Origin of the sequence: Alistipes sp. An31A, assembly GCF_002159425.1 — a bacterium.
GTDB lineage: Bacteria > Bacteroidota > Bacteroidia > Bacteroidales > Rikenellaceae > Alistipes > Alistipes excrementigallinarum.
The window spans coordinates 41,823-54,727 of record NZ_NFIO01000003.1; the positions used below are offsets into that span (position 1 = coordinate 41,823).

The window sequence follows — 12,905 nt, forward strand, 5'->3', positions numbered from 1 at the left end:
CCCGGCGCGGCACCTCATCTGGCCCCAAGCGGCACCTCATCCGACCCGGCGCGGCACCTCATCCGACCCGAGCAACACCTCATCCGACCCCCGCGACACTCCGTCCGACCCGAGCAGCACTCCGTCCGCCCCTGCCGCATGCGCCGCTGCCGCCGGATGCCTCCCGCGCGCCACGGCAAGAGCGCCCGCACGCAGCGAATCGCTGCCGACCCCCGCCGAAGCCGCAGCACGGGGCAAAAAATACGGGCGGAACGTTCTCTTTTTCGCCGATTTTTCGTATATTTGTTTCTAAGGAGCCCGGGCGCAGCCCTTTTCTCAGGGAGAGAACCCGCACGGCATGCCCGAACCGGCTCCGCAACCTCCAAAAACCGCACCGACCATGTTTCTCGCACTCTCCGGCATCACCCTGCCGCTCGAAGACCCCATACTCAAGTTCCTGCTCATCCTGGCCATCATTCTGGCCGCCCCGCTGGTGCTCAACAAGCTGCGGATTCCCTACCTGCTGGGACTCATCATCGCCGGCGCCGTCATCGGCCCCCACGGCTTCAACCTCGTGCTGCGCGACAGCAGCATCATCCTCTCGGGTACGGCCGGACTGCTCTACATCATGTTCCTCTCGGGTCTCGAGATGGATGTCAACGACCTGCGCCGCAACGGCTGGCGCAGCATCGTCTTCGGCCTCTACACCTTCTCGATACCGATGGCCTTCGGCATCCTGGCCGGATACTACATCCTCGGCTTCGCGCTCCACTCCTCCATCCTGCTGGCGGCGCTCTTCGCCTCGCAGACGCTCATCGCCTACCCGATGGTCTCGAAGCTGGGGCTCGCCCGCGACAAGTCGGTGGTCATCGCCGTGGGCGGCACGATGATTACCGACACGCTGGCCCTGCTGGTGCTGACCGTCATCGTGGGCCTCTCGACGGGCAAGGTCGACCAGGCCTTCTGGTACCGGCTCAGCGGCTCGGTGGTGGCCTGCATCGCCGGCATCACGCTGCTCTTCCCGCTCATCGGACGCTGGTTCTTCAAACATTGCAGCGACAACATCGCGCAGTACATCTTCGTGCTGATGATGGTCTTTCTGGGGGCCTTCGCCGCCGAAGCCGCCGGTCTGGAGCCCATCATCGGCGCCTTCCTGGCGGGTCTGGCCATGGGGCGGCTCATCCCGCGCACCTCGCCGCTGATGAACCGCATCGACTTTGTCGGCAACGCCATCTTCATCCCCTTCTTCCTCATCAGCGTGGGGATGCTCATCGACTACCGCGCCTTCTTCAAGAGCTGGGAGACGCTCGAGGTGAGCGCCGTGATGGTCGTCGGCGTCACGGCGGCCAAGTACCTCGCGGCGGTCCTCTCACAGAAGACCTTCCGCCTCTCGCGCGACCAGCGCACGCTGCTCTTCGGCCTGAGCTCGGCCCACGTGGCCGCCACGCTGGCCGCCGTGATGGTGGGCTACAACGTCATCCTGGGCCATACGCCCGAGGGCGAGCCCATCCGCCTGCTGAACGAAAGCGTGCTCAACGGCACCATCCTCATGATATTCTTCACCTGCACCATCTCGACCTTCGCCGCCCAGCGCGGCGCCCACAACATCGCCCTGAGCGGCGGGCGGACGGAGGAGCCCGACGAACACGACGAGCGGATTCTCATCCCGGTGGCCAACGACGAGACGGTCGAGGAGCTGGTGCACCTGAGCACCGCCATCAAGACCCCGCGCGACAAGGGCGGCCTCTTCGCCCTCAACTCGGTGAGCAACCACCTGCAGGACAACGGCCCCGACATCAAGCGGGCCAAGACGGCGCTGCGCATCGCCCAGAAGACCGCCGCCGCGGGCGACTACCCCATCGAGGCGATGCTCCGCTACGACGTCAACACGGTCAACGCCATCACGAGCGTCATCCGCGAGCAGCGGATTACGGACCTGGTCATGGGTCTGCACCACAGCCAGGGGCGCATCGACACCTTCCTGGGCAACACGGCGCAGGGCGTGTTGAGCCAGAACAGCACCATGACGCTCATCTACCGCTCGAAGCAGCCGCTGTCGACCATCCAGCGCCATCTGGTGGTCTGCCCCGCGCAGGCCGAGAAGGAGGCGGGCTTCCCGCGCTGGGTGCACCGTCTGCGCAACATCGCGCGCAACACCGGCGCCCGGATGATTTTCTACGGCACCGAGACCACGCTGCGCTACATCCGCGAACTGAACGGCAAGCGGGCCGGTGAGGCGTCGTACCACACCTTCGACGACTGGGACGAGATGCTCGGCGTGGCCAACGACGCGCGCCGCGACGACTGCATCTGGCTCATCATGAGCCGCAAGGAGCGCATCTCCTACCAGGCGCCCATGAGCCGCATCTCCTACTATCTGAGCACCTACTTCCCCGAACACAGCTTCGTGCTGCTCTACCCCGAGCAGGCCTCGAACACCGAGGCGCACTACCTGGCCTGACGCCCACGGCCGCTCTGCGCGGCAGAGGGACCAAGGTGGAGGTTCCGGAGCAGAGGTTTCGGGAGAGGCTCCAAGAAGAGGTCCCAGGGCGGAGATCCCGGAGCGGAGGTCCCGGAGCGGAGGTCCCGGAACGGAAGTCCCGGAACGGAAGTCCCGGAACGGAAGTCCCGGGGAGAAGGCTTCGTGGCAGAGGCTGAAGGGATTTTCAGCAACGATGAAAGCCGTTGCGGCCCCTTTTTTGCGGTTCCGGGGGCCAAAACTTTTTTACTTCGCGGATTTACGCTATCTTTGCACCCCAAAACCTACGGAATATGAGTCTTGTAGCAATAGTAGGCCGTCCCAACGTCGGCAAAAGCACCCTCTTCAACCGGCTCGTCGGCCAGCGCCAGGCCATCGTCGACTCCACGGCCGGTACCACGCGCGACCGCCACTACGGCCGCACCGACTGGAACGGCAAGGAGTTCTCGGTCATCGACACGGGCGGCTATACGGTCAACTCGGAGGATATCTTCGAGGACGAAATCCGCCGCCAGGTGCTGCTGGCCATCGACGAGGCGGATGTCATCCTCTTTCTGGTCGAGGTGGCGACGGGCGTCACCGACCTCGACATGATGATGGCCGACATCCTGCGCCGCTCCTCGAAGAAGGTGCTGCTCATCTGCAACAAGGTGGACAACAACGACCAGATTTACCTCTCGCACGAGTTCTACTCGCTCGGGCTGGGCGACCCCTACTGCATCTCCTCGATGTCGGGCAGCGGCACGGGCGACATGATGGACGCCATCCTGGCGGCACTGCCCGAGGATGCGGCGGCCGAGGAGGAGGACGACCTGCCGCGTATCACCATCGTCGGCCGCCCCAACGTGGGCAAGTCGTCGATGACCAACGCCCTGCTGGGCGAGGAACGCAACATCGTCACGGCGATTGCCGGCACCACGCGCGACTCGATTCGCACGCGCTACAACAAGTTCGGCATGGACTTCTACCTGGTCGACACGGCCGGCATGCGCAAGAAGGGCAAGACGATGGAGGACCTCGAGTTCTACTCGGTCATGCGCTCCATCCGCGCCATCGAGAACTCCGACGTCTGCATCCTGATGCTCGACGCGCAGCAGGGGCTCGAGTCGCAGGATTTGAACATCCACAACCTGATTGTCCGCAACCGCAAGGGGTGTGTCATCGTGGTCAACAAGTGGGACCTCGTGGAGAAGGGAAGCAACACGATGAAGGAGTGGCGCGACTTCCTGATGAAGCGGCTCGCACCGTTCAACGACATTCCGATTATCTTCACCTCGGTCATCAACAAGCAGCGCATCCTCGAGGTGCTGCAGACGGCCATCCGGGTCTATCAGTCGCGCAAGCGGCGCATCGCCACCTCGGAGCTCAACGAGGTGCTGCTGCCGCTCATCGAGAACTACCCGCCCCCCGCAACCAAGGGCAAGTACATCCGCATCAAGTACGTGACGCAGCTCCCGACGCCGACGCCGCAGTTTGCCTTCTTCGTCAACCTGCCGCAGTACATCAAGGAGCCCTACCGCCGCTTCCTGGAGAACAACATCCGCGAACACTGGGATTTTTCCGGTGTCCCGCTCCAAATTTACTTCCGGCAGAAGTAGACCGAGACCGCACCCGTTGCAGCCCGGCTCGTTCCGCATCTGGAAAAATCCCATATTGACATTCCCCCTTTGTTCCTCTTTGGCAAAGGGGGATTTTTTGTTGCCCGCCTCCTCGCCGCGGCCCGGCACCGGCCCCCGGACACCCGACCCGGCTTCCCCGCCGACCGATGAGCCCCGGCGTTCCGCTTCTGATTGCTTCCAGCAATGGTCACACATCGCAACACGGCAACCGCCCTCTGCGAGAAAGCGTATGAACGAATTGCCCGACTTAGAACACTCAAATAGGACATTATCCATCAAATAATCGAGCCGACCAACACTGTATGAAACAGCTCAGGAGCATATTATTTTAATCCGAAGCCATAAGATTTGGCCTACATTTGTTGAATACGCTGAAATTGTCTAATTTTAGGGCTCACGTGAAGAAATATGCTTTCCGCGAATCAAACCATTCATCGATAAAAGTTGAAATGATGGATATATATCCTGTCCTTTGCAACAAAAAGCAATATCTCGATTTACTGCTCCTCGCCGACGAGCAGGAGTCGATGATTGACCGCTATCTGGAACGCGGGGAAATGTTCGTCCTGGCTGAAAACAGCGAGGTCAAAGCTGCATGCGTTGTAACTGAAGAAGGCAAAGGCATCTACGAAATCAAAAATATTGCGGTCTATCCACAGTTCCAGCACCGGGGGTATGGGAAAAGATTGATATTTTTTCTTCTGGAGCACTACAAGGCTCGATGTCACACAATGCTTGTCGGGACCGGAGAATCTCCCGAAAACCTCTCCTTCTACAAGCAATGCGGATTTGTCTATTCACACCGGATACCTGATTTTTTCACGGATAATTACGACCATCCCATTTTTGAAAAGGGCAAACAATTGAAAGACATGATTTACCTGAAGATAGCCATTCATTAACAAACAGGTCCGTAACCCTTTCAGGGCACGGACCTGTTTCATGTTTTTCCCGGCAACGATGTTCCGACAAATCTACGAAGAGAGGTCTGCCGGAGCAAACGCCGCTACTCGGCGATGATTTCGAAGATGCGCAGGGCGCCCTCCAGCTCGACGCGGGCGGCTCCCGACTCAAGCGTCAGGCGGAAGAGGGGTGCATCGACGTGCGTCTCGGACAGCAGCGTTCCGTCGGCCGCATACTGACGCACGCTCGCGGGCGCAGCATCGGCATCCGGCTGCAGGAGCATCGTATACCCCTTCGCACCGGCAAGCACCCCGAAGCGGAGCGCGCCGTCGAGCAGGAACGAGGTCGACGGGTTGCGGTCGAAGGCGTAGAGCGCCGCCGTCAGGTCGTCGGCCTCGACCTCGAAGCCGAGCCGCTCGGCCCGCACGGGGTTCACCTCGAACGAACGCACCGAGGCCCAGTGCGTGCGGGGCGACTCCAGGCGGCGCAGGCGCACGTAACGTGCCGGCACCGGCTCACCCGTCCAGCGGATGTCGTAGACCGTGCGGAGGCTGTCGCCCAGCGCCGTCCACTGCCGGCCGTCCACCGAGGCCTCGACCAGCGCATGGTCGAAGAAGTCGACGTCGTCGACCGAGTTGCGGCCCTGGAGGATGGCCACCTCGTGCACGTCGCGCACGCAGCCCAGGTCGGCGCCAATCCAGTCGCCGTCCTGCTGCGAGACGCCCGACGTATAGTGCGTCGTCGAGTCGTGGTCGAACATCAGCTTGCTGAGCGTCGTGCGCAGGTTCTGGAACGACCCGATACCCTTGCACCCGGCGGGTTTCTCGCCCGTGAGCCGCTCGAAGAGGCCCGAGGCCATGTCGTCCATCGCCTGCTCGTAGAAGGGCTGGAGCTTCATCGTGCCCGACTTGTGGGCCTCGTAGGCCTTCATCTGGTCGGGCGTCATGCGGTTGGCGACGTAGGCGGCCCAGAAGGCGGCATCGTCACCGCCGGCATAGAGCTCCATCAAATCGAGGGCGCGCAGGCAGCGCTCGCCCAGCTTGCCGAACTCGACGAGCCACGGCCGCAGCTCCGCCAGCAGCTCCTTGTTGGCGCACTGCTCCATCCGGGCCGGCACGCGCACGACGCGCTCCAGCTCGGCACGCAGCGCCGCAGCCCGCTCGGGCGTACGGTCGGCCAGACGGAAGGTCTCGGTCTCCCACGACTCGTCGCGGCGGTAGCCCGTCTCCGTATCGCACGAATGGATGGCGAAGGTGCGGTAGGCGTCGCGCACCTCGGGCGCAAGGAGCGCAAGGCCGCGCTCCCAGTTGTCGATGGGGTTGTAGGCGGCGACGTTCCACGTATAGTCGGCCACGCCGTAGAGAGCCAGCTTCGAGGCCTCGCCGTGCTCCATGGGGTTGCTCACCAGACCGCACAGGTCATCGGCCGTGAGCGTCGTATCGAGGCCGTAGACGGGGCCCTGCATCAGGATGTGGCGCACGTAGTCCGTCACCGGATAATTCCACCAGTAGAAGGCCGGCCGGCGGATGCGCGAATTGACCCACTCCAACGTCTCGGGCGTGAGGTCGCTGCAGACGACGTCGCCCGTCCAGAAGACCGCCACCGAGGGGTCGAGCGTCCGGCCGTAGATGGCCAGGCTGCCCTGCGGCGTGGGGTTGGCCCAGAGCTTCGAGTAGTCGGTCGGGCAGACCGTCAGCGGCGTCACGTCGCCCTTCACCCGGACGAACTCCTCGTTGAGACGGTTGAGCAGCTCGGTCTGCCGCTCGGGGTTGGTACCCTCACCCGAGATGTCGTCGAAGAAGATGGCGAACGAACGGACGCCGAGGTCGTACATCCACTCGAACTTGCGCACCAGATTGGCGTAGTCCTCCTCGTTCCACTTGATGTCCTGTCCCGGGTGGATGGCCCAGACGAAGTCGACGCGGTTGCGGCGGCACGCCTCGACCAGCTCGCGGATGTTGCCCGCCTCCTTCTCGGGATAGGGCAGCCGCCAGTTGGGGCAGCTGTGGTAGGGGTCGTCCTTCGGGCCGTAGATGTAGCAGTTCATCTTGAAGCGGCCGTAGAAGTCGATGAGCGAGAGGCGCACCTCATGCGACCAGGGGGTTCCGTAGAAGCCCTCGACCACGCCGCGCAGCGGCAGGTCGGGATAGTCGTTGACCTCCACCGCGGGGAGCGTACCGCCGGCCGCAGCGGGCGAAGCGACCAGCTGCCGGAGCGTCTGGATGCCGTAGAAGGCACCCCGCTCGTCGTAGCCCACAATCGTAATGCCCTTCTCACCGACGCTCAGTGCGTAGGCTCCCGAGAGGGGCTTCACGCCCGCGCGGGCGGCCGCCTTGGCGCCGAAGTCGATGTCGACCACGGGACCGCGGCGATTGGCTTTGAGGAAGTCCACGTCCTCGGAGAAGGCCTTGCGGCGGTCCTTCACGGCAACGCCGCGCGAAAGGTCGAGCCGCTGTGCGGCGTTGACCTCGAGGCTGTGAGGCGTGGGGTTGATGATGATGCCGCCGTGGTCGACCACGTGGCCGGGGACTTTGCGTACGTCCTGCGATTCGGAGCGCTGCGACGTGAGGTCGAAGCCCTCCTCCTGGGCCTGCAGCGGGCACCAGCAGACAAGGCCGGCGGCCAGCAGCGAGAGCAGTTTTCTGAAGTTGGTCATGTTTTTACCTGGGTTCTTAGGTTGAATAAGCAATTTGGGGTTCGGATTTCGGGTCTCGGGCCCGGAGTCCTATCGGAGGCCGGGAGCCGGGTCCGGCGTCCGGCGTCCGGCGTCCGGTTCGGGGCTCAGAGGCTGGGCCTCCGGGGCCTGGGGCCGGGATTCTGGGGTGGGGCCGGGGTCAAGGGCCGGCAGCCCTCCGGAGCGGCAATGCAGCCCTCCTTCGCCGCCGGGCCGAAGCCGGGTGGCTATGCCTCGCCGCCCTGCGGAGCTGCCGGGGTCGAGGAGGCCTCTGCCGAGGCTCCGCCGCCGCGACGATGGCGCCGTCCTCCGCGGTGACGCCGGCGGCGGGGCTTCTCGCCTTCGGTCGGAGCGGCGCCGGCCGCTACCGGGTTCGTCGCCGCAGCATCGGCCGCAGCCGCGGGACGGTCGTTCGACGTCGGCGCCCCGGCGCTGTCGGCCGGGCGCTCGTCACGCGGCGCCGAGCTGCTCGAACGCGGCTTGTCGCGCAGACGGTCGCGGCGTCCGCGCCCGTGGCCGCGTCCGTCGCCCCCCTTGCTGCGGCTGCGGCCTCCGCGGCCGCCCCGCTTGCGGCTCTCCTCGGGCTCGTACTTCGGCCCCTCGCCCACGCTGGCGGGAAGCTCCGCCTTGCGGATGTCGCGCTCGATGAACTTCTCTATCTGGTGGAACTTGCCCTGCTCCTCCTCGTTGACGAAGGTGATGGCGCTGCCCGTGGCGTCGGCTCGCGCCGTACGGCCGATGCGGTGGATGTAGTCCTCGGGGTCGTGAGGCACGTCGTAGTTGATGACCAGTCCGATGTCCTCGATGTCGATGCCTCGGGCCACGATGTCGGTGGCCACCAGAATGTTGACCCGGTTGTTCTTGAAGGCGAGCATCACCTCCTCGCGCTGCGCCTGCTCCAGGTCGGAGTGCATGGCCGCCACGTTGAGCTTCATGCGCTTGAGCGTATGGGCCAGCTCCTTGACCTTCATCTTCGACGACGAGAAGATGATGGTCTTCGACTCCGACGGCTTGGCGAAGAGCTCGCGGATGATGCCCAGTTTCTGGCTCTCGTAGCAGATGTAGGCCGACTGGTCAATCGCCTCGTTGGGTTTCGAGATGGCGATGTTGATTTCGGCCGGGTTGCGCAGGATGCTCTTGGCCAGCTCGCGGATTTTGGGCGGCAGCGTGGCCGAGAACATCACCGTCTGACGCTCGCGCGGCAGGTAGGAGATAATCTTCAGGATGTCGTCGCTGAAGCCCATGTCGAGCATGCGGTCGGCCTCGTCGAGAATCAGGCACTCGACGTGCGAGAGGTCGACGCCGCTGTTCTGCAGGTGGGAAATCATGCGGCCCGGGGTGGCAATCACCACGTCGGAGCCCATCAGCATGCCCCGCTTCTGAATGTCCCAGCCCTTGCCGTCGCCGCCGCCGTAGACCACCGTGGTCGAGACGGGCAGGTAGTAGGAGAAGCCCTGGAACTGCTGGTCGATTTGCTGCGCCAGCTCGCGCGTGGGGACGATGATGAGCGCCTTGACCACGTTGTCCTCGTTGCCCTCGATGAGCAGCCGGTTGAGCAGCGGCAGCGTATAGGCCGCCGTCTTGCCCGTACCGGTCTGGGCGCAGCCGATAATGTCGCGCCCCTCGAGGATGACCGGGATGGTCTTCTCCTGCACGGGGGTCATCTCGTGAAAGTTCATATCGTACAGACCGTCGAGGATTTCATCCTCCAAATCCAGTTCGTCGAATCGCATGAATCGTAAATTTTATATTAAAGGTACAACAATAGGGTTTGTTCCCGGAGTGGCTCCGGGAACACGGCTCCGCCGCGTCACGGGCGGCGGAGTGCGGCGGCCGCTCAACGCTCCGCCCCGGGCTGAGGCTCCCCTGCCGGAAGCTCCTCGCCCAGCAGCGTGGCGGAGGTGCAGCCCGTCACGCGCACGCGCACGTAGTCGCCGATGCGGTGGTTGCCCCGGTCGAAGACCACCACCTTGTTCTGCGACGTGCGGCCCGAGAGCTGGCCGCTGTTGCGCTTCGATTCGCTCTCGACCAGCACCTCGAACTCGCGCCCCACGTCGCGGCGGTTGCTCTCGAGCGAGAGGTCGTTCTGCAGGGCGATAATCTCCTGCAGGCGGCGGCTCTTCACCTCGTCGGGCACGTCGTCCGGCAGGTTGCGCTGGGCGAAGGTGCCCGGGCGCTCCGAGTACTTGAACATGAAGGCCCACGAGTAGCCCACCTCGCGCATGAGCGAGAGCGTGGCGGCATGCTCCTCCTCCGTCTCGCCCGAGAAGCCGGCAATCAGGTCGGTCGTGATGGCGCAGTCGGGCATGTAGCGGCGGATGGCGGCGATGCGGTCGAGGTACCACTCGCGCGTATACTTGCGGTTCATCCGCTCGAGCATCGAGGTGGCTCCCGACTGGGCGGGCAGATGAATCGCCCGGCAGATGTTGGGCATCGAGGCCATCGTTTCGAGCAGACGGTCGCTCATGTCCTTGGGGTGCGACGTGGCGAAGCGCACGCGCAGCAGCGGCGAGATGGAGGCCACGCGGCGCAGCAGCTCCGGGAAGTCGACCTCGCCGGCGCGGTACGAGTTGACATTCTGCCCCAGCAGCGTCACCTCGCGGTAGCCGTTGTCGAAGAGCGACTGCGCCTCGGCGACAATGGTCGCCGCATCGCGGCTCCGCTCGCGGCCCCGCGTATAGGGGACCACGCAGTAGGAGCAGAAGTTGTTGCAGCCGCGCATGATGGCCACGAAGGCGCTCACGCCGTTGCGGTCGAGCCGCACGGGGGCGATTTCGGCATAGGTCTCCTCGGTCGAGAGCAGCACGTTGACCCCCTTGCCGCCCGCCTCGGCCTCACGCACCAGCCGCGGCAGGTCGCGGTAGGCGTCGGGGCCCGCGACGACGTCGACGCCCCAGGGGCCCTCGAGCAGCTGCTCGCGCAGCCGTTCGGCCATGCAGCCCAGGATGCCGACAATGAGCCCCGGACGCGCCTTGCGGTAGCGTTTCAGCTCGTTCAGACGCCCCCAGATGCGCTGTTCGGCGTTGTCGCGAATCGAGCAGGTGTTGATGAGAATCACGTCGGCCTGCTCGATGCGGTCGGTATAGACGTAGCCCTCGCGCTGCATGAGCGAGACGACAATCTCCGAATCACCCACGTTCATCTGGCACCCGTATGTCTCGACAAAGAGCTTCCGTCCGGTGCCCTGGAGCGGTCGCAGCGAATTTACTTGAATTTCCAATTGTTTCATTACCGGTTTATAGCGTTTGGACCGCGCGTCGGTGCGCCGTCACTCCGCCTGAATCGTATCGGCGTCGGGCAGCGGTTTGAAGCCCTCGCCGTAGGTGTCGTAGGCATCGGTCACCACCACGAAGGCGCGCGGGTCGATGGAGCGAATCTTCTGCTCGACCAGGCGCACCTCCCTGCGGCTCACCACCAGGAAGATGACATCCTTCATCGCTTCGGTGTACATGCCCTTGCCCTTCAGGTAGGTGGCGCTGCGCTCGAGGTCCTCGAGGATGAACTGGCGCAGCTCCTGGTGCTTGTCCGTAATGATGAAGAGCAGCTTGTCGTACGAGGCGCCGTCGAGCATGTAGGCGATGACGCGCGAGGTGATGTAAATCGTGATGAGCGAGTAGAGCGTCAGCATCCAGCCGGCGGGCTCCGCCTCGGCCGTACCGATGCCGAAGCCGATGACCACCAGACCCGACAGCACCACCGAACCGTCGGCCAGCAGGATGCCCGTCGAGAACTTGATGCCCGCGAACTTCTGGAGCAGCATCGCCACGATGTCCGTACCGCCCGTGGTGGCCTGCTGCCGCACGACGATGCCCTGGCCCACGCCGATGACCACGGCGCCGATGACGCAGGTGAGCAGCAGGTCGTTCGACAGGTCGAGCCGGCCGCCGAGCAGCAGCGCCGGGTCGAGGCTCTCGACCGCCGCCGCGTCGGGATAGACCAGCCGCGTGAGGATGTTCATGTAGCCGGGCGTGAAGAGCGCGGCAAGGACCGTTCTCGTACCGAACTGCCCTCCGAAGATGAGCATGGCGATAATCATCAGCGGCACATCGAACATGTAGCCGAAGGTACCCACCTGCACGGAGGGGAAGATGTTGTGGAACACGATGCCGAGGCCGTAGACGCCTCCGGGCACGAAGTTGTAGGGATTGATGAAGAGCACGAAGCCCGTACCCATGACGGCGCATCCGAAGAATATCAGAAACCACGAACGCCACCATGCCCACGACCCCATCGGTTCGAGAAAAGCCTTAGTATTCATATCAGGTCAATTTTTAGATGTAGCGCAAAGTTACTCAAATCCGCCGAATTTGCCAGCTCCCGCAGGCGGATTTTTCGACCGGGGCTTCCGTTTCCCGAAAATTTTATTAAGTTTGCATTATCAACCCGCAAAACGAACCGACCATGATATTGACATACTACTGCGCCATCACCATGATAATCATTGCCTATCTGCTCGGCTCGATTCCGAGTGCCGTGTGGATTGGCAAGAAATACTACGGCATCGACATCCGCGAGCACGGCTCGAAAAACGCCGGAACGACCAACATGCTCCGCGTGCTGGGCAAGCGCGCCGCCCTTCCGGTCTTCGCGCTCGACTTCCTGAAGGGATTTCTGGCCGTGACGATTTTCGAGATGCTCAAATACGACGTCCACGTCGGTGACAACGACCTCATCAATCTGAAGATTGCCGCCGTCATCGCCGCCGTGCTGGGCCACATCTTCCCGATTTTCGCCGGATTCCGCGGCGGCAAGGGGGTTGCCACGCTGGTGGGGGCCATCACGGGCATCTACCCCCCGGTGGCGCTGCTCTGCTTCGGCGTATGGCTCGTCGTGCTGATGATTTCGCACTACGTCTCCCTCTCGTCGATGGTGGCGGGCTGCTGCTTCCCCGTCTTCACGCTCATCTCGCCCAAGGTGAACGACTCGGTGCCCTTCGTCGTCTTCTCGTTCGTCATTGCCGTACTGCTGCTCGTCACCCACCGCAAGAACATCGAGCGGCTGCTCCACGGCACCGAATCGAAAATCTACATCTGGAAACCCCGACCGCCCCACGAGGACCAGACGCCGCCGCAGGCGTGAGCCGGCGTGCAGCGTGCGGCACTCCGTTTGCAGCATGACTGCATCATGCGGCACGCTCCGGCGTGAAAAACGCCCCAACGCGCACGCGCGCATGCGCGCGCGAACGCAATCAGACAAGGTAGGCCCGAAACAGGCGCAACCGCGCGCGGAAGACTCGCCCGGCCGCGGATGC

General features: G+C 63.6%; 8 protein-coding genes. 4 read left to right on the forward strand and 4 right to left on the reverse strand.

From position 1 onward, the window contains the following. Window positions 1-379: 379 nt before the first annotated feature. From B5F90_RS03845 to B5F90_RS03855, 3 genes are all read left to right on the forward strand, one after another. Window positions 380-2,440 (forward strand): cation:proton antiporter, encoded by a 2,061-nt coding sequence (locus B5F90_RS03845; protein WP_087361370.1) that lies wholly within the window; start codon window positions 380-382, stop codon window positions 2,438-2,440. A gap of 311 nt (window positions 2,441-2,751) precedes the next feature. Continuing rightward, complete coding sequence (gene der / locus B5F90_RS03850; protein WP_087361372.1) at window positions 2,752-4,056, forward strand: ribosome biogenesis GTPase Der; 1,305 nt, start codon at window positions 2,752-2,754, stop codon at window positions 4,054-4,056. A 470-nt stretch (window positions 4,057-4,526) separates the two neighbouring features. Further along, window positions 4,527-4,979 carry a GNAT family N-acetyltransferase gene (locus B5F90_RS03855; RefSeq protein ID WP_087361374.1) on the forward strand — a complete coding sequence of 151 codons (453 nt, stop codon included), beginning with the start codon at window positions 4,527-4,529 and terminating at the stop codon, window positions 4,977-4,979. A gap of 104 nt (window positions 4,980-5,083) precedes the next feature. Here B5F90_RS03855 and B5F90_RS03860 read toward each other — a convergent pair whose 3' ends face one another. The 4 genes from B5F90_RS03860 to B5F90_RS03875 all read right to left on the reverse strand — a co-directional run bounded on the left by B5F90_RS03860 (window position 5,084) and on the right by B5F90_RS03875 (window position 11,912). Next, window positions 5,084-7,636: a beta-N-acetylglucosaminidase domain-containing protein gene (locus tag B5F90_RS03860; protein WP_087361376.1), complete on the reverse strand. Its 2,553-nt coding sequence runs from the start codon at window positions 7,634-7,636 to the stop codon at window positions 5,084-5,086. Between the two features lie 245 nt (window positions 7,637-7,881). Continuing rightward, the gene (locus B5F90_RS03865) at window positions 7,882-9,387 is read right to left on the reverse strand and encodes a DEAD/DEAH box helicase (protein WP_087361379.1); all 1,506 of its coding nucleotides are present in this window, start codon (window positions 9,385-9,387) and stop codon (window positions 7,882-7,884) included. A gap of 104 nt (window positions 9,388-9,491) precedes the next feature. Next, window positions 9,492-10,883 carry a tRNA (N6-isopentenyl adenosine(37)-C2)-methylthiotransferase MiaB gene (miaB, locus tag B5F90_RS03870; RefSeq protein ID WP_087361380.1) on the reverse strand — a complete coding sequence of 464 codons (1,392 nt, stop codon included), beginning with the start codon at window positions 10,881-10,883 and terminating at the stop codon, window positions 9,492-9,494. Window positions 10,884-10,922: 39 nt separating this feature from the next. Further along, complete coding sequence (locus B5F90_RS03875; RefSeq protein WP_087361382.1) at window positions 10,923-11,912, reverse strand: YitT family protein; 990 nt, start codon at window positions 11,910-11,912, stop codon at window positions 10,923-10,925. 143 nt (window positions 11,913-12,055) lie between these two features. Here B5F90_RS03875 and plsY point away from each other — a divergent pair, with 143 nt between their 5' ends. Further along, complete coding sequence (plsY, locus tag B5F90_RS03880; RefSeq protein ID WP_087361384.1) at window positions 12,056-12,733, forward strand: glycerol-3-phosphate 1-O-acyltransferase PlsY; 678 nt, start codon at window positions 12,056-12,058, stop codon at window positions 12,731-12,733. Window positions 12,734-12,905: the final 172 nt, after the last annotated feature.

Bases quoted from the DNA above. Each gene is read 5' to 3' on its own strand.
- B5F90_RS03875 (WP_087361382.1), bottom strand. From the start codon at position 11,912: ATGAATACTAAGGCTTTTCTCGAACCGATGGGGTCGTGGGCATGGTGG.
- der (WP_087361372.1), top strand. From the start codon at position 2,752: ATGAGTCTTGTAGCAATAGTAGGCCGTCCCAACGTCGGCAAAAGCACC.
- B5F90_RS03845 (WP_087361370.1), top strand. From the start codon at position 380: ATGTTTCTCGCACTCTCCGGCATCACCCTGCCGCTCGAAGACCCCATA.
- B5F90_RS03865 (WP_087361379.1), bottom strand. From the start codon at position 9,387: ATGCGATTCGACGAACTGGATTTGGAGGATGAAATCCTCGACGGTCTG.
- miaB (WP_087361380.1), bottom strand. From the start codon at position 10,883: ATGAAACAATTGGAAATTCAAGTAAATTCGCTGCGACCGCTCCAGGGC.
- B5F90_RS03855 (WP_087361374.1), top strand. From the start codon at position 4,527: ATGATGGATATATATCCTGTCCTTTGCAACAAAAAGCAATATCTCGAT.
- B5F90_RS03860 (WP_087361376.1), bottom strand. From the start codon at position 7,636: ATGACCAACTTCAGAAAACTGCTCTCGCTGCTGGCCGCCGGCCTTGTC.
- plsY (WP_087361384.1), top strand. From the start codon at position 12,056: ATGATATTGACATACTACTGCGCCATCACCATGATAATCATTGCCTAT.